The sequence below is a fragment of the Streptococcus sp. oral taxon 431 genome (assembly GCF_023115445.1).
Lineage (GTDB): Bacteria > Bacillota > Bacilli > Lactobacillales > Streptococcaceae > Streptococcus.
This window is the reverse complement of record NZ_JALDUI010000004.1, coordinates 1-18,124: the sequence shown is the minus strand read 5'-3', so window position 1 is coordinate 18,124 and position 18,124 is coordinate 1. Positions and strand designations below refer to the sequence as shown.

Genomic DNA, 18,124 nt, shown 5'->3' with positions numbered 1-18,124 from the left:
TAAAAGTGCACAGAAAGGGTGAAAAAATGCATACAGCCTTGGTTTTAGGCTATTCTAGCTTTGATTTAGGATTGTTTAATGATAAAGATATTCGTTTAAAAATTATTAAAAAAGCCATTCGTAGTGATTTGGAAAAAATGGCTGACGAAGGTTTGAAATGGTTGGTATTTACGGGAACTCTGGGATTTGAACACTGGGTTTTAGAGGTGGCCAGAGATATGAAAGATGACTTTGGTTTCCAACTTGCAACTATTTTTGATTTTGAGACTCATGGGGAAAACTGGAATGAGGGAAATCAGGTTAAACTTAGTGAATTTAAACAAGTTGATTTTGTTAAGTACGCCTATCCAAACTACGAGCACAAGGGTCAATTACGAGACTATCAACTTTTCTTACTTGAAAATACAGATGGTGCCTATCTTTTTTATGATGAAGAAAATGAAACAAAACTGAAGTATTTTTACGAACTGATGAAAAAGAAAGACAACTATATTACAAAAAGATTAACATTTGAGGAATTAAACGAAGTAGCTGAAAATTTTTCCGAAAATTGAGCCTTTGACCTTGCTTTTTGTTTGCCTTTTTTTATATAATAATACTAGCAACTGAGAATGGAGAGAGACATGGCAAGTATTATTTTTACAGCAAAAGATATTTTTGAACAGGATTTTGGAAGAGAAGTACGTGGATATAGTAAAGCAGAGGTTGATGAATTCTTGGATGATGTCATCAAGGATTATGAAACTTATGCAGCATTAGTAAATTCATTGCGTTCAGAAATCGCGGAGCTCAAAGAAGAATTGGCGAAAAAACCTCAAGTGGCACCAGCAACTTCTGAATCAGCAGATCATGGAAGTACGACTTCTATGACAAACTTTGATATTTTGAAACGTTTGAATCGTCTTGAAAAAGAAGTATTTGGCAAACAAATCTTGGATAATTCTGATTTCTAAGAATGATTTTGTTGTGCAATTTTTGGATAATCGCGTGAAGAGAATTTCTTTTCATGAGGAAAGTCCATGCTAGCACAGGCTGTGATGCCTGTAGTGTTTGTGCTAGGCGAAACCATAAGCCTAGGGACGAGAAATCGTTACGGCAGTTGAAATGGCTAAGTCTTTTGATAGGTCAGAGTAGGCTTGAAAGTGCCACAGTGACGGAGTCTCTCTGGAAACGGAGAGAGTGGAACGCGGTAAACCCCTCAAGCTAGCAACCCAAATTTTGGTCGGGGCATGGAGTGCGCGGAAACGAACGTAGTACTCTGACTGCTATCAGCTAGAGCTGCTAGTGGTAGACAGATGATTATCGAAGGAAGTGGTCCTAGTCACTTCTGGAACAAAACATGGCTTATAGAAAATTGCATATAGGTTGGGGCTGAGATATATTCTCAACCTCATTTTTTAAAGTGAATAAAGAAAGGTCTACAAAAGACTGAAATGAAACAAACATTTAATTTAATTGCAACTGCTGCGGCGGGTTTGGAAGCTGTAGTTGGGCGAGAGGTACGCGATCTTGGTTATGATTGTCAAGTTGAGAATGGACGTGTTCGTTTTCAAGGTGATGTGAAAGCAATCATCCAAACTAACCTGTGGCTAAGAGCTGCGGATAGGATCAAAATCGTTGTGGGAACATTCCCAGCAAAAACATTTGAAGAACTTTTTCAAGGTGTTTTTGGTTTAGACTGGGAGAACTATCTCCCGCTTGGTGCCCGTTTCCCAATTTCAAAGGCCAAGTGTGTTAAGTCAAAATTACACAATGAACCAAGTGTACAGGCAATTTCCAAGAAGGCAGTTGTTAAGAAATTGCAAAAACATTATGCACGGCCAGAGGGTGTTCCTCTCATGGAGAATGGACCAGAGTTCAAGATTGAAGTTTCTATCCTTAAAGACATAGCAACTGTCATGATTGATACTACTGGCTCAAGTCTCTTTAAACGTGGTTACCGTACTGAAAAAGGTGGAGCTCCGATCAAAGAAAATATGGCAGCTGCGATTTTGCAACTTTCTAACTGGTACCCTGATAAGCCTTTGATTGATCCAACTTGTGGTTCGGGAACTTTTTGTATTGAGGCGGCTATGATTGCGCGCAAGATGGCGCCTGGTTTACGTCGTTCCTTTGCCTTTGAAGAATGGAACTGGGTCAGTGACCGTTTGATTCAAGAAGTCAGAACTGAAGCTAGTAAGCAGATAGATCGAGAGATTGAACTGGATATTATGGGCTGTGATATTGATGGTCGTATGGTAGAAATTGCCAAGGCCAATGCCCAGGCAGCAGGAGTATCTGGAGATATTCTCTTTAAACAGATGCGCGTACAGGATTTGCGTACGGATAAGATTAATGGGGTGATTATCTCTAACCCGCCTTATGGTGAACGCTTGTCAGATGATGCAGGGGTTACCAAGCTCTATGCTGAAATGGGTGAGGTTTTTGAGCCTCTCAAGACGTGGAGTAAGTTTATCCTGACTAGTGACGAAGCCTTTGAAAGCAAATATGGTAGTCAGGCGGACAAAAAACGAAAACTCTACAATGGTACTTTGAAAGTTGATTTATATCAATATTTTGGTCAACGTGTCAAAAGAAATTTGACAGATTAGAAAGGAGTTGCCATGGATCCAAAGGATAAAAAAGAAGAGTTGTTAGAACCTGAGAAAACCTTTCAGGAGCCTCAGTTTGATTTTGAAGAAGCTAAGGATCTGACAGTTGGACAGGTTATTCGAAAAAATGAAGAAATCGAGGCAGGAGTAACTCCTGATGATACTATTTTGGACAAATACATTAAACAACACCGTGAAGAAATCGAGGCTGACAAATTTGCAAACATTCAGGCGAAGAAAGAGGAACTTCGAAGTCTAGATGATTTGCTTCAAGACGCCAAAGAAACAATTGATGAAGAGGTTGAACCAGTAGAAGAAATCCCTGACTTAGAGATTGCTGCTGAAGAAGAGGGAGTAGCAATGGAAGAATTTCTCCTTCCACCCCTTGAAGAAACCTTGGTTATGGATAAAAACCCAGTGGAACCTGTAACTGAGCCCCTTGTTGCAGAGGATGAAGAAGCTTTGCAAGAGGAACATCAATCTTTATCTCGCTCTGCTCAAGCAGAAGATGAGCCACAAAACAAAAAACTGTGGGTCATCTTGTCAGCTCTTTTAGCGATTATTGTCTTGATTATTGGGGGTAGCTACTACGTTTATCGTCAAATTACGCGTTCTTCTCAAGAAATTCAGTCTCAGTCATCTGATACAGGTTTGGTAAGTAATCAAGCAATTCTCAATCAATTTAACAGTCTCTATGATACTTTTTATACTGATGAGAATAAAACTGCCCTAAAAAATAGTCAGTTTAGTCAGCTGAGTCAGCTCAAAGAACTTTTAGATAAACTTGAGGGAGCTAGTGAGCATACTCTTGCCAAATCAAAATACGATAGTCTTGAAACACAAATCAAAGCGGTACAAGATGTTAATGCTCAATTTGAAACACCAGCTATCACAGATGGTGTTCTAAATACAAATGCTAAAGTAAAGGCAGATGCTAAATTTACCGAAGTTAAGACTGGGAATACTGAAATTGATAAACTGCTAGCTAAGGCTATTAGTCTCGGTAAGAGTCAACTTTCAAGTTCTACAAGCTCAAGCAGTAGTCAGTCAAGTTCATCAAGCCAAGCAGAGTCAAGTTCTGCAACTGAAAGCAATGCTAGCAGCTCTGCTAATGCATCAACTTCAGCGGGTGAAACAGCCTCAGCAAGTAATATCCTAAATAGTGGACTATCAAGCAATGGTGTGAACCTACAAAGAAGTGTCAGTCGAGTACCGTACAATCAAGCCGCTGTAAGTGATAGTAGTGATCCTGCTTGGACTTTTGCAGATGGTGTCCTTGAACGCATTCTTGAGACTTCGCGTGCGCGTGGCTACATTACAGGCAACCAATACATTTTGGAACCTGTGAATATTGTTAATGGTAATGGCTACTATAATCTTTATAAACCAGATGGTACCTATCTCTTTACCCTAAATTGTAAGACAGGTTACTTTGTAGGGAATGGTTCTGGACATGCGGATGATTTAGACTACTAGTCAAATTGTTACAAAATTCTTTCTTTTCACAGATAAACATGATAAAATAAAACATATTAAACAAGAGGAGTGTCACATGACAAAAGCTAACTTTGGTGTTGTTGGTATGGCCGTAATGGGTCGTAACCTTGCCCTTAATATTGAATCTCGTGGTTATACAGTTGCTATTTATAACCGTAGTAAAGAAAAAACTGAAGATGTGATTGCTTGCCACCCTGATAAAAACTTCGTGCCAAGCTATGATATCGAAAGTTTCGTAAACTCAATTGAAAAACCACGTCGTATCATGCTTATGGTACAAGCAGGACCTGGTACAGATGCGACCATCCAAGCCCTTCTTCCACACTTGGATAAAGGTGATATCTTGATCGATGGAGGGAATACTTTCTACAAAGATACCATCCGTCGTAATGAAGAGTTGGCGAACTCAGGTATCAACTTTATCGGTACAGGTGTTTCTGGTGGTGAAAAAGGTGCCCTTGAAGGACCATCTATCATGCCTGGCGGACAAAAAGAAGCTTATGACTTGGTAGCAGATGTTCTTGAAGAAATCTCTGCTAAAGCTCCAGAAGATGGTAAACCATGTGTAACTTACATCGGTCCTGATGGAGCTGGTCACTATGTAAAAATGGTCCACAATGGTATCGAGTACGGTGATATGCAATTGATCGCAGAAAGCTACGATCTTATGCAACACTTGCTTGGTCTTTCTGCAGAAGACATGGCTGAAATCTTTACTGAGTGGAACAAGGGTGAATTGGACAGCTACTTGATCGAAATCACTGCTGATATCCTTGGACGTAAAGATGATGAAGGTCAAGATGGACCAATCGTAGACTACATCCTGGATGCTGCAGGAAACAAGGGAACAGGTAAATGGACTAGCCAATCAGCTCTTGACCTTGGTGTGCCATTGTCACTCATTACTGAGTCAGTATTTGCCCGTTACATCTCAACTTACAAAGAAGAACGTGTTCATGCAAGCAAGGTGCTTCCAAAACCAGCCGCTTTCAAATTTGAAGGCGATAAGGCTGAATTGATTGAAAAAATCCGTCAAGCCCTTTACTTCTCAAAAATCATCTCATACGCACAAGGTTTTGCGCAATTGCGTGTAGCTTCTAAAGAAAATAACTGGAACTTGCCATTTGCAGATATCGCATCTATCTGGCGCGATGGATGTATCATCCGTTCTCGTTTCTTGCAAAAGATTACTGATGCTTACAACCGTGATGCAGATCTTGCTAACCTTCTTTTGGATGAGTACTTCTTGGATGTAACAGCTAAGTACCAACAAGCAGTGCGTGATATCGTAGCTCTTGCTGTTCAAGCTGGTGTACCAGTGCCAACCTTCTCAGCAGCTATTACTTACTATGATAGCTACCGTTCAGCTGACCTTCCAGCTAATTTGATCCAAGCGCAACGTGACTACTTTGGTGCCCACACTTACCAACGTAAAGACAAAGAAGGAACATTCCACTACTCTTGGTATGACGAAAAATAAGTAGGTCAGCCATGGGGAAACGGATTTTATTACTTGAGAAAGAAAGAAATCTAGCTCATTTTTTAAGTCTGGAACTCCAAAAAGAGCAATACCGAGTTGATCAGGTAGAAGAGGGACAAAAAGCCCTCTCCATGGCTCTTCAGACTGACTATGACTTGATTTTACTGAATGCTCATCTAGGGGATATGACAGCCCAGGATTTTGCGGATAACTTGAGTCGGACCAAGCCAGCTTCGGTAATCATGGTCGTGGACCATCGAGAAGAATTGCAAGACCAACTTGAAACAATCCAGCGTTTCGCTGTTTCATACATCTACAAGCCAGTCATTATTGATGATTTGGTGGCTCGTATTGTAGCAATTTTCCGAGGTCGGGATTTTATAGACCAACACTGTAGTCAAATGAAGGTTCCTACATCCTATCGAAATCTGCGTATGGATGTAGAACATCATACCGTCTATCGTGGCGAGGAGATGATTGCTCTGACACGTCGTGAATATGACCTTTTAGCAACCCTTATGGGAAGCAAGAAGGTCTTAACTCGTGAGCAGTTGCTGGAAAGTGTTTGGAAGTATGAAAGTGCGACCGAAACCAATATTGTGGATGTTTATATCCGTTATCTACGTAGCAAACTTGACGTGAAAGGTCAAAAGAGCTACATTAAAACAGTGCGTGGTGTTGGTTATACCATGCAAGAATAGAAAAGCAGTTGCAGTTTTGTAACTGCTTTTTTAATATTTAAACAAGGACAATCGTTTTTCTTAATTAAAATCATAAATATATCCCTTGCTTTGTGAAACTGAAAGGAAACAATCGCTTTTTTTGTGAAAATATAATAAAATAGAAAGGAATAAAGTTCTAAAATTTTATCTAGAAACAGATGATTTTCATCTGATAGTAGGATTAAATGACAAAAGAAGTTGGTGTCGGTCAGGCACATAGTAAAATTATTTTAATAGGAGAGCATGCGGTGGTTTATGGCTACCCAGCAATCTCTTTACCTCTTTTAGAGGTTGAAGTGACTTGTAGGGTGGTTCCAGCAGCGACACCATGGCGTCTTTTTGAAGAGGATACCTTGTCCATGGCAGTTTATGCTTCTCTCGAGTATCTAAATATCAAAGATGCTTGCATACGTTGTCAAATTGACTCGGCTATTCCTGAAAAACGTGGGATGGGTTCTTCAGCAGCCATAAGTATTGCGGCCATTCGAGCGGTATTTGATTATTACCAAGCGGAACTTCCACATGATGTGTTAGAGATTTTGGTCAATCGGGCGGAGATGATTGCCCATATGAATCCTAGTGGATTGGATGCTAAGACCTGTCTTAGTGACCAACCTATTCGTTTTATTAAGAATGTTGGTTTTGAAGAATTAGCCATGGATTTATCAGCTTATCTGGTCATTGCAGATACTGGAGTTTATGGACATACTCGTGAAGCTATCCAAGTCGTGCAGAGCAAGGGCAAGGATGCCTTACCTTTCTTGCATGCACTAGGAGAGTTGACCCAAGAAGCAGAAGAAGCTATTCAAACAAAAGATGCCGTGAAGCTGGGAGAGATTCTTACCAAAGCTCATGGAAATCTAAAAGAAATCGGAGTTAGTAGCCCTGAGGCAGATGCCTTGGTAGAAACTGCTCTTGACCATGGAGCCCTAGGTGCCAAGATGAGTGGTGGTGGTCTAGGAGGTTGTATCATCGCCTTGGTTGCAAATGTCAACCAAGCGCAAGAACTAGCAGACAGATTAGAAGAGAAAGGAGCTGTTCAGACATGGATCGAAAGCCTGTAACAGTACGTTCCTATGCCAATATTGCCATTATCAAATATTGGGGTAAGAAAGCAGAAAAAGAGATGGTTCCTGCGACTAGCAGTATCTCTCTAACCTTAGAAAATATGTATACGGAGACAACACTTTCTCCTTTACCTGCAGATGCAAGCTCGGATGCTTTCTACATCAATGGTCAGTTGCAAAATGAAGCTGAACATAAAAAGATGAGTAAAATCATTGACCGCTACCGTCCTGAAGGAGCAGGTTTTGTTCGTATCGATACCAAGAACAATATGCCAACAGCGGCAGGTCTTTCTTCAAGTTCCAGTGGCTTATCTGCCCTGGTCAAAGCCTGCAACGCCTATTTCCAATTAGGATTAGATCGTAAAGAATTGGCTTTGGAAGCTAAATTTGCATCAGGATCTTCGTCTCGTAGTTTTTATGGCCCCTTAGCAGCTTGGGACAAGGATAGTGGAGAAATCTATCCTGTCGAAACTGACTTGAAACTAGCTATGATCATGTTGGTTTTAGAAGACCAGAAAAAACCAATCTCTAGTCGGGATGGTATGAAACTCTGTGTGGAAACTTCGACAACATTTGATGAGTGGATTCGTCAGTCTGAGCAAGACTACAAGGATATGCTGGTCTATCTCAAGGAAAATGACTTTAAGAAAGTTGGAGTATTAACAGAAAAGAACGCTCTCGCAATGCATGCTACGACAAAAACTGCAAATCCGCCGTTCTCTTATCTGACAGATGCGAGTTATGAGGCTATGGATTTCGTTCGTCAGCTTAGAGAACAAGGAGAATCTTGTTACTTCACCATGGATGCGGGGCCTAATGTCAAGGTTCTTTGTTTAGAAAAAGACTTGGAACATCTATCAGAACTCTTAGGTCAACGCTATCGCTTAATCGTATCAAAAACAAAGGACTTGAGCCAAGATGACGATTGTTAAGACTTGTGGGAAGCTCTATTGGGCTGGGGAGTATGCCATTTTAGAACCAGGACAGTTGGCACTAATAAAAGCCATCCCCATCTATATGACGGCTGAGATTAAAACATCTGATGCTTATCGACTCTACTCAGATATGTTTACATATAGTGTAGATATGCGACCGGATTCTTCTTATGCTTTGATTCAAGAAACAGTTGCCTTGGTGGAGGAGTATCTGACTGATCAAGGGGTTGACTTGCAGCCATTTTCCTTAGATATTCGCGGGAAAATGGAACGTGAGGGCAAGAAGTTTGGTCTGGGTTCTAGTGGTAGCGTCGTTGTATTGGTTATCAAGGCTATGCTTGCTTTCTATGAAAGACCAGCTGAAAGAGACCTCTTGTTTAAACTGGCGAGTGCAGTCCTTCTCAAACGTGGAGACAATGGTTCCATGGGGGATATTGCCTGTATCGTTTCAGAAGACCTAGTCCTCTATCAGTCGTTTGACCGTGAGAAAGTGGCACAATGGCTAGAAAAAGAAGACTTGCCAACTGTATTAGCACGTGATTGGGGATTTTCTATTTCTAGTATTAAACCGACCTTGACATTTGACTTTCTGGTTGGTTGGACCAAAGAAGTAGCTGTCTCTAGTCACATGGTCAAGCAAATTAAGGATAATATGAACGCTAGCTTCTTGCAGGCTTCGAAAGAAATTGTAGCTAACTTGATGAAGGATTTGGAGGTAGGTCAAGAAGAAACCGTTATTGACTTGCTAGAACAAGCTAGCCAACTCTTAGAAGGCTTGAGTTCAGATATTTACACACCTTCGCTCAGACAATTAAAAGATGCCAGCAGAAACTTAAAAGCTGTTGCTAAAAGTAGTGGTGCTGGTGGTGGAGACTGTGGGATAGCCCTCAGTTTTGACCAAGATTCGACCACATTACTGAAAAAACGCTGGGCTGATCTAGGGATTGAGCTCTTGTATCAAGAAAGGATAGGACATGACGACAAATCGGAAGGATGAGCACATCCGCTATGCCCTTGAACAAAAAAGTTCTTATAATAGTTTTGATGAGGTGGAGTTAATCCACTCCTCACTACCCTTATATGACATAGATGAGATTGATCTTTCGACAGAATTTGCAGGGCGCAAATGGGACTTTCCTTTTTATATAAATGCCATGACAGGCGGTAGTGACAAGGGCAGAGAAATCAATCAAAAATTGGCCCAGGTGGCAGAGGCCTGTGGAATTTTATTTGTGACGGGTTCTTACAGTGTGGCACTTAAGGATCCATCAGATGACTCTTTCTCCGTCAAGTCAAATCATCCTGACCTACTACTTGGAACCAATATTGGCTTGGACAAACCTGTTGAACTAGGATTACAAACGGTCAAAGAGATGAATCCCCTTCTCCTGCAAGTTCATGTGAATGTCATGCAAGAATTGCTCATGCCAGAAGGCGAGCGGCAATTTAGATTGTGGCAAAATAATCTGAAAGATTATGCTGAGCAAATCTCTGTGCCCCTTGTTTTAAAAGAGGTCGGCTTTGGCATGGATGTGAAAACCATTGCTAAGGCATATGAGATGGGGATACGTACGGTTGATTTGTCTGGTCGTGGGGGAACTAGCTTTGCCTATATCGAAAATCGTCGTAGCGGTCAACGGGACTACCTCAATGATTGGGGGCAATCGACCATGCAAACCCTTCTAAATGCCCAAGACTGGAAAGATAAGATGGAGCTTCTGGTAAGCGGAGGGGTTCGCAATCCACTAGATATTATCAAATGCTTGGTCTTTGGAGCAAAGGCAGTTGGGCTATCACGCACCATGTTAGAGTTGGTCGAAAACTACCCAGTAGATGTCGTTATCTCTATTGTTGAAAGCTGGAAGGAAGACCTACGTTTGATTATGTGCGCCCTTAATTGTAAAAGAATTGAGGATTTGCAAGAGGTTGACTATCTCCTGTATGGAAAATTAAAAGAAGCAAAAGATCAACTATAAGGAGGTCGGGATTTTGGTCCCGGTCTTTTTATCATTCCTCAGACTGATGTGACATTTTGGTTTTGTGATACAATAAAATAGAGAGGACGGATACATGCGAAAATTTCAAATTTTTCTATTTATTGAAGCTTGTTTATTGACAGGAGCTCTGATTATGATGGTATCAGAGCATTTTTCCCGTTTTCTGCTGATCTTGCTCTTGTTTTTACTGCTGATTCGATACTATACCGGAAGACAGGGAAATAACCTCATATTAGTGGCAGTGAGCATCCTATTTTTCTTTATCATCATGCTCAATCCCTTTGTCATTCTAGCTATTTTTGTGGCCTTGATATACAGCCTGTTCTTGCTTTATCCTATGATGAACCAGGAAAGAGAAGACACCAATCTGATTTTTGAAGAAGTAGTGACGGTGAAGAGGGAGAAAAATCGCTGGTTTGGAAATCTCCACCACTTTTCAAGTTACCAGACTTGTCGTTTTGATGATATCAATCTTTTTCGTCTTATGGGGAAGGATACCATTCATCTAGAGCATGTAATTTTGAGCAATCATGATAATGTCATCATCTTGAGAAAACTGGTCGGTACGACTAGAATTATCGTACCAGTGGATGTAGAAGTCAGTCTAAGTGTCAATTCTTTGTATGGAGATTTAACCTTCTTTGACCAGCCTAAGCGAGCTTTGCGCAATGAGCAATTTCATCAAGAAACCAAGGATTATCTCAAGAGTCCTAAGAGTGTTAAGATTCTTTTGACAACTATGGTTGGAGATGTTGAGGTGGTGCGAGGATGAAAAAGCAACCCTATATTTTAATTGGACTCACCTCATTTCTCTTTGTTGCTTTTCTATTTCGAAGCATTTTTAAGGTCATAGATTTGGAGTGGACTTCTCTTTTTCAGGATCTAGAAAAGACAGAAAAAGTCCTATTTTTGGTTTTAATGTTTAGTGCTGCCCTAGCATTTTTATTAGTCCTATTATGGACGATGGTTGATGAAATTTCAAAAAGAAGAATCCAAGCAAATCTCAAACGTCTGCTAGCTGGCAAAGAGATTGAAAGTCTGGGAGATGCTGACTTAGACGCAAGTTTTAGAAACCTATCAGGTAAGCTCGGTTTGTTGACAGAAGCGATTCAAAAAGCAGACAATCAGGCCTTGGTCAAAGAAGAAGTGATTATTGAAAAGGAACGCAAACGAATCGCGCGTGACTTGCATGATACGGTCAGCCAAGAAATTTTTGCTGCCCATATGATTTTATCGGGACTTAGTCAACAAGCTTCCAAATTAGACAGAGAGAAGATGCAAACACAACTCCAAAGTGTGACTGCCATTTTAGAGACAGCCCAAAGAGACTTGCGCATTCTTCTTTTGCATCTGCGACCAATTGAACTGGAACAAAAAAGCTTGGTGGAGGGGATTCAGCTACTCCTCAAAGAGCTAGAAGAAAAAAGTGAACTCAAAGTCAGTTTTAAATATCAGGTAGACGAATTGCCTAAAAAGATTGAGGAACATGTCTTCCGTATTGTCCAAGAATTGATTAGTAATACACTTCGTCATGCACAAGCTTCATGTCTAGATGTTTACCTTTATCAAACGGAAACGGAATTACAGTTGAAGGTTGCAGACAATGGTCGTGGTTTTCAGCTAGATGATGTTGATGAATTAAGCTATGGTTTACGCAATATCAAAGAACGAGTGGAAGATATGGCTGGGACTATACAATTATTAACAGCTCTCAAGCAAGGTTTGGCAGTGGATATTCGCATTCCCTTGCTTGATTTGGATAGATAAGAGGAAGTAAGATGAAACTATTATTGGTAGATGACCACCAAATGGTGCGTCTGGGTTTAAAAAGTTATTTTGAATTACAAGATGATGTAGAGGTTGTAGGAGAAGCAACCAATGGTGCGGAAGGAATTTCCATGGCCTTAGAGCTTCGTCCAGATGTGATTGTCATGGATATTGTCATGCCTGAAGTCAATGGGATTGATGCGACACTAGCTATTCTCAAAGAATGGCCAGAAGCTAAAATCTTGATCGTGACTTCTTATCTAGACAATGAAAAAATCATGCCAGTCTTAAATGCTGGAGCTAGGGGTTATATGCTCAAGACATCAAGTGCCGATGAATTGTTACACGCTGTTCGTAAGGTGGCGGCTGGAGAGTTGGCTATTGAACAAGAGGTGAGTAAAAAGGTAGAATACAACCGCAATCATATTGAATTACATGAAGAGCTGACTGCGCGTGAACGCGATGTCCTTCAACTGATTGCCAAGGGCTATGAAAATCAACGTATTGCTGATGAATTGTTTATCTCACTCAAGACGGTGAAAACTCATGTTTCAAACATCCTTGCTAAACTTCAGGTTAGCGACCGCACCCAGGCAGCAGTTTATGCCTTTCAACATCACTTGGTAGGGCAGGAGGATTTTTAGATGAGTTTAGCAGATTTACTTGTGGAGCTAGAAGCGGCAAAAGATCCGAAAAAGGCAGGGCCTATGGAAGCCTATATGCGCCAGCAATTTTCCTTTCTAGGTATTGCGGCACCTGAAAGAAATGCGCTCTATAGAAAATACTTTCCAAGCGAGAAAAAAACAAAGATCATCGATTGGGATTTTGTGGACACTTGCTGGAAAAAGGAGCCAAGAGAATACCAGTATGTGGCTGCCAATTATTTGAAAAACATGCAGTCTTATCTAAAGGACACCAATTTGCCTAAGCTTGAGTGTCTGGTCGTGACCAAGTCTTGGTGGGACACGGTAGATATTCTAGATCGAGTAGTAGGAAGTTTGGTATATGACAAGCCAGAACTGGAGAAAATAATCCTCGAATGGAGCCTATCAGACAATATCTGGCTGAGACGAGTCGCTATTGACCACCAGTTGTTAAGAAAAGAAAAAACGAATGTCCGACTGATGGAAAAAATCCTACTAAACAATCTGGACCAGACAGAATTTTTTATCAATAGAGCCATCGGCTGGGCTCTAAGAGACTACTCTAAGGCCAATCCAGAATGGGTAGCAAGTTTCATCGAAAAAAACAAGGGAAGAATGGCTGAACTTAGTATCAAAGAAGCAAGCAAGTATCTCAAGAAGTCCTAAAAACTCGGTTCTAACCAGAAAAAACCATAATAGGCGGTAGCTAGTAGAACTTGTTAACAACTAGACAGTAGAGAGTATCATCTCGAGAAAGATGTCTGTCAAATGAGTCTAGCGCTGTTATTCAGACTGCAACAAGAGACAAATGATTTAGACCAAGGATTTAGTCCAGTATGCTAGAAGACTAAGTCCTTTTATAATGGATTGAATCTAGAATAGCACACTATGACTGCTAAAAAATATTTCTATAAATTAGTTTGCCTTTCCTAAACGATTTGTTCGTGCCTTATTTCAATCTACTATATTTGACTCTCGCAGGTGTAATCAATGGCATCCCTCGGTGCTATCTCATAATTTTTAAAAGAAAACACCATTTTGATCCTATAAAATCAAAAAGAGCAGAAATTTTCAGTGTGCGATCACCTATAGTATAGGATTTATTAAAAACTCTTCCCTTAGCTTCTTAGAACATAAGAAGATTCATTGATTGACTTGTAAATTAAAAATATATACTTGGACTAGCATCTTTCTTAAGTGGTTTGTCAATAAAAAGTGTCGGTTGATTTTTCTTGAGTAGTAAAAGATTCAAGAAAATTTAGGGTTACTCATGTTCTTTGATAAAAACTTCATTCATATATTTTTTCTTTCATTCTGAAAACTTAGTGTAAATTTTCTGCTTTTTTTTGAAATTTTGTGTCTTAAAAGGTCCAGTGAAGAAAACTATGTGTATAGAATCCTATTTTACTGAATTTTTAGATAACTATATTAAGTGATAAAAGACATTATATATGTAGTTTTTGGTTTATAAAATACTTGAAAGTTCGAAAGTTGTTTTAATTGACTATTTTCTAAAAGAGATGTATAATTGAACTGTATGTAAAAGACATGCAGTTATTTTTAAAAAAGGAGATAATGTAATGTATTTTAATCGTAAAAATGCAGAGCAGAAGAACTGGCGAATGATCAAAAAAGGAAAACATTTCTTGTTTGGTTGTTCGCTTGTCTTTGCAGTTGGTGCAGCCTTGGTAGCTCCAACGGTTAAGGCCGACACAGCTGATACTGGGGAGGTAGAGACTAAAACTGCCAACTCAGCTGCTGAAGCAAGCACTAGTGACGAAGTAGGAACGTATAAGGCACCAGCAGTGGAGGTATCAACAACTTCACCAGTGGTTGCTGAAAATCCTACAAGTTCAGAAGCCACTTTATCAAAAACAGCTAACAAAGAAGCTTTGACCCAATTGGTCGAAGAAGTAAAAGGCTTGGACAAAGCAGGCAAGACAGAAGACTCTCTTTCTCGCTTGAACACAGCCCTTGAACAAGCACAAAATGTTTTGGCAAATGCAGAAGCTAGCCAAGACCAAGTGGATGTAGCGGTCGCTAGTCTCAAAGATACAGTAGCTCAGCTTGCTGCCAAAGAAGAAAAAGCAGCAACAGTAGCAACAGAGGCTAAAACTGAAGCAACAGAGGCTAAAGCTGAAGAAGCAACGGAAGCAGAAACTTCAGCCACTCAACCTAAGTCAAGAAGCCGTCGAGCTGCAGGACAAGAACGTGCTCAAGATCGCTCTGCAGAAGGGAAAGACATCAATTTCGAATACCGGAGTCGTAAAAAAATTGAGGATGGAGATCCAACTCAACGTGCCAAGATTGAGTACAGACAGCTGGGAGACTATGAGGTAGCCGATGGAAAAACAGTGGCTACAGACCCAGAGGGTAAAGGCCGTCCAGTCTTGGAGTGGACGGTAACCTTTAACGAGGCTCAGTACGATCTGATGGGAGGATACTACTACTTTACAATCCCTAAAAATGTATCTGATCCTTATAAAGTTGTGACAGAATATAACAACGGCGCTTACAAACCCCGCGATGGCTGGGTGGATGGAAATGTTACATCAGGTGGTTCGCCGTCTGCAGAAGGTCAGCAGTTTATCGATGCTGGAAATAAGCTTAACTGGCGTGTTGGAAATACTGTTGGGAATATCAATTCGGTACCCGGTCTTAGTGGTGTTATGGATCAAACCGAAAAGGTTTATGTCCTTGCTTTTGCTAACAACACTAAGGCACGCAAGGTTACTATTAAGTACCGTACTGTGGTTACAGACCCTTCACAGGCCATTTCTTATATTGCAGGTATTGACTCTAAAACAGGCTTACCAAAAAATAACTGGTATGGTCTCACAGGTAAGTACGACAAGCACTTGGTAAGTCAGGTTGATGCACCAAAGGTGACTCCAAACTTGACCAACACCTCTGTCAACGTTCCTATTCAAACTGTAGCTTCAACTTCAAGCACTCTTTCAGGGACAGGGGTTCCAGGGGCTAAAATCAAGCTTTATATCGATGGTCAAGAGCAAAACATCGGCAATGTCACTGTTGACAGTGCTGGAAACTGGACTACTGGTGAGCTTCCAACAGCTTTGAACAACAACCAAGGTGATGGTACAACAATCAAACCACGTCAAACAGTAGAGGTAAGCCAAGTAGTTAACGGTGAAGAAAGTAGCCGCCGTACTGTACCAGTATCTGTCGGTGAGACAACTGTTGAACCTTCAAGCTTGACTACTAACCAAGATGCAGTTGTAGCAGGGCAAAAAGAAGTTACTCTTAAGGTTCCTCATGATGCAGGGATTGCCTACATGCGCTATACAAATACTGCGGGTCAAACAGTTGAGATTCCAGTCAAACGTGACAATGCCTCATCTGCATGGGTATCACAAAAGTCAGATAAGGCAACTGTAAAATCATACGCACATGGTAAGTTTGAAGATACGATTGTCCTCACGATGGCTGACAAGATTGCAGGTACGGAAGTATCAGCTATTTCAAACGTGGTAGATGGTGGATTCTCAAGTGTGGCTGGTTGGCAACCTCGTGGAGTAGAAAACCAAGCACCAACTATCGCATCAGCTGTTGAAGGAAACAGAAAAACTGTTACTCAAGGTGCTCAACTTGACCTTGCATCTCTTGTGACCGTAGCAGATAAAGAAGATGATGCTCAAGCAACACTAGGTGATAAGGTTCATGCTGAAGTTGTTTCAGTAAATGGCAACGCAGCAACCAAGACAGTTGATACAAATACCCAAGGCACTTACACAGTTAAGTATAAAGCCGTTGATAGCCAAGGTAAAGAGTCAGGTGAGATTGAAGTTACTGTAGTTGTAAATCCTGCACGTCAAAACGAGGCTCCAACAGTAGAGATTCCTTATTCTAATAAAGCTGAAAAAGAAGTTTATGTCTATGGTGGGGAAGCAAACTCATTCGATATCAAATTCAAAGATGATAGCGGAAAAATTGCAAGTGCTACTGTAAGACAAGGTGGTAACAAACCGTTTGATCCTGTTACTGGTGAAGCAAATACCATCAATACTCAATATGGATTTAAAGCAAATGTTATCAATGCTGAAACTACAGCGACAGATGCTACCCCAGCGGTAATCACTTATAGAGGTACCCCAGCAGCAACAGATGGTTTGAGCCAATCTGACTTTGATGCAGCAACTAAGGGAGATAAAGCACCAGGTATGGTTTTAGGATGGCGTTATGCAACAGCAACTGACACAGATGGTGCATTTATTGAGAATAAAGCCGTAGGAAACCCAACTGACCCAGGTGCATTCCGTGTCATTCTTAAAACACAAGCTCAAAAATATGACATTGCAACTCCAACTGAAAAAGTTACTGTAGCAGATCCAGCTAATGTAACTAATGCTGAGCTAGGCAAAATCAAAGAGAAACTTCAACTTGAGTACTCTCAAAACAACGATGATGCTAACTTAGCAGACAAAAAAGGTAAAACTGTAGCTGATAAAGATGCTAAGATTCAATCAGTAGCAAAAGATGCCGAAGGAAATCTTGTTGTAACCTATGCAGATGGTTCTCAAGAAAAAAGAGCTTTATCAGATTTTGTAAACGTAGCTCCAAAAGTTGAAATTCCATACTCATTGGACAACAGGAAAGATGTATTTGTATATGCAAATGAAGATTTTGATATTCCTATTAAATTTACGGATGATTCAGGGAAAATTGCATCTGCAGAAATTTTACGTGGTGGAAATAAGGTACAACCAGCTAAAGATGAATCAAATCCAAATATATTGGATAACGAATATGATACAGTAGTTGAAAAAATCTCGACAGAAACAACAGCAACAGCGGCAGATCCTGCAGTTGTTCACATTAGAGGTAAAATCACAAAAGATACAGAAGGTGGAACACCTGTAAAAAAACTAACACTTCCTACAACAGAAAGTGCTGAACTTCCAATTGTAACTCGTTATGCCACTGCAACAGATACAGATGGAGGACTTCTTTACAATATCTCGACTGGAAATTCATATGCAAATGACCCAGGTTCATTCAGAATTGTCTTAAAAGCTCAAACAGCAAAATATGATATTAAGGATCCAGAGACAAAAATTTCTGTAGCGAATGCTAATAATATATCAGAAGATGTGTTTAACCAGATTAAAGATAGCATTAAGATTCAATATTCTACAACAAACAAAGATAAAAATCTGCTTGACAAACAAGGTACAGACGTTGATAACCAAAATGAGCGTATTGAAAGCATAACTAGAGAAGGAAATAACGTTGTAGTAACCTATAAAGATGGTTCTAAAGATACAAAAGCATTAGCAGATTTTGTAAACGTAGCTCCAACAGTTGAACTTCCATACTCAAATAAAGATAAGAAAGAAATCTATGTTTATACAGGTGAAAACACTGATTTAACATTCAAAGCATCAGACAACACTGCTGTTAAAG

At 40.3% G+C, this 18,124-nt stretch carries 15 protein-coding genes and 1 other RNA gene; all 16 read left to right on the top strand.

Annotated elements, in window-relative coordinates:
* The first annotated feature begins 26 nt into the window (after positions 1–26).
* Complete coding sequence (locus M1R56_RS03635) at positions 27–554, top strand: DUF1273 domain-containing protein (RefSeq protein WP_248034644.1); 528 nt, start codon at positions 27–29, stop codon at positions 552–554.
* A 69-nt stretch (positions 555–623) separates the two neighbouring features.
* Positions 624–953 (top strand): cell division regulator GpsB, encoded by a 330-nt coding sequence (gene gpsB, locus M1R56_RS03630; protein WP_348982765.1) that lies wholly within the window; start codon positions 624–626, stop codon positions 951–953.
* Between the two features lie 18 nt (positions 954–971).
* An RNA gene (gene rnpB, locus M1R56_RS03625) (RNase P RNA component class B) lies at positions 972–1,352 on the top strand.
* 81 nt (positions 1,353–1,433) lie between these two features.
* Positions 1,434–2,591, top strand: a complete 1,158-nt coding sequence (locus tag M1R56_RS03620) for a class I SAM-dependent RNA methyltransferase (RefSeq protein ID WP_248034642.1) — start codon at positions 1,434–1,436, stop codon at positions 2,589–2,591.
* A 12-nt stretch (positions 2,592–2,603) separates the two neighbouring features.
* Positions 2,604–4,067, top strand: coding sequence for a cell division site-positioning protein MapZ family protein (locus tag M1R56_RS03615; protein ID WP_248034641.1), 1,464 nt, complete (start codon positions 2,604–2,606; stop codon positions 4,065–4,067).
* A 76-nt stretch (positions 4,068–4,143) separates the two neighbouring features.
* On the top strand, positions 4,144–5,568 hold the full coding sequence (gndA, locus tag M1R56_RS03610; RefSeq protein WP_248034640.1) for an NADP-dependent phosphogluconate dehydrogenase: 1,425 nt from the start codon (positions 4,144–4,146) through the stop codon (positions 5,566–5,568).
* Between the two features lie 11 nt (positions 5,569–5,579).
* Entirely contained in the window at positions 5,580–6,269 is a 690-nt protein-coding gene (locus tag M1R56_RS03605; RefSeq protein WP_248034639.1) for a response regulator transcription factor, read from the top strand.
* Between the two features lie 206 nt (positions 6,270–6,475).
* Positions 6,476–7,354: a mevalonate kinase gene (mvk, locus tag M1R56_RS03600; RefSeq protein WP_248034638.1), complete on the top strand. Its 879-nt coding sequence runs from the start codon at positions 6,476–6,478 to the stop codon at positions 7,352–7,354.
* The gene (gene mvaD, locus M1R56_RS03595) at positions 7,336–8,289 is read left to right on the top strand and encodes a diphosphomevalonate decarboxylase (RefSeq protein ID WP_248034637.1); all 954 of its coding nucleotides are present in this window, start codon (positions 7,336–7,338) and stop codon (positions 8,287–8,289) included. Before mvk ends, mvaD begins: the two co-directional genes overlap by 19 nt.
* The gene (locus M1R56_RS03590; protein WP_248034636.1) at positions 8,276–9,289 is read left to right on the top strand and encodes a phosphomevalonate kinase; all 1,014 of its coding nucleotides are present in this window, start codon (positions 8,276–8,278) and stop codon (positions 9,287–9,289) included. The genes mvaD and M1R56_RS03590 overlap by 14 nt, the downstream gene beginning before the upstream one ends.
* Positions 9,267–10,268, top strand: a complete 1,002-nt coding sequence (gene fni / locus M1R56_RS03585; protein WP_248034635.1) for a type 2 isopentenyl-diphosphate Delta-isomerase — start codon at positions 9,267–9,269, stop codon at positions 10,266–10,268. Before M1R56_RS03590 ends, fni begins: the two co-directional genes overlap by 23 nt.
* Before the next feature lie 94 nt (positions 10,269–10,362).
* Complete coding sequence (gene liaF / locus M1R56_RS03580; RefSeq protein ID WP_248034634.1) at positions 10,363–11,061, top strand: cell wall-active antibiotics response protein LiaF; 699 nt, start codon at positions 10,363–10,365, stop codon at positions 11,059–11,061.
* Positions 11,058–12,056: a sensor histidine kinase gene (locus tag M1R56_RS03575; RefSeq protein WP_248034633.1), complete on the top strand. Its 999-nt coding sequence runs from the start codon at positions 11,058–11,060 to the stop codon at positions 12,054–12,056. The genes liaF and M1R56_RS03575 overlap by 4 nt, the downstream gene beginning before the upstream one ends.
* 11 nt (positions 12,057–12,067) lie before the next feature.
* The gene (locus M1R56_RS03570; protein ID WP_248034632.1) at positions 12,068–12,700 is read left to right on the top strand and encodes a response regulator transcription factor; all 633 of its coding nucleotides are present in this window, start codon (positions 12,068–12,070) and stop codon (positions 12,698–12,700) included.
* Complete coding sequence (locus M1R56_RS03565; protein ID WP_248034631.1) at positions 12,701–13,366, top strand: DNA alkylation repair protein; 666 nt, start codon at positions 12,701–12,703, stop codon at positions 13,364–13,366.
* Positions 13,367–14,280: 914 nt separating this feature from the next.
* The coding region (locus M1R56_RS03560; RefSeq protein ID WP_348982764.1) for a sialoglycan-binding domain-containing protein at positions 14,281–18,124 on the top strand (3,844 nt) is incomplete at its 3' end.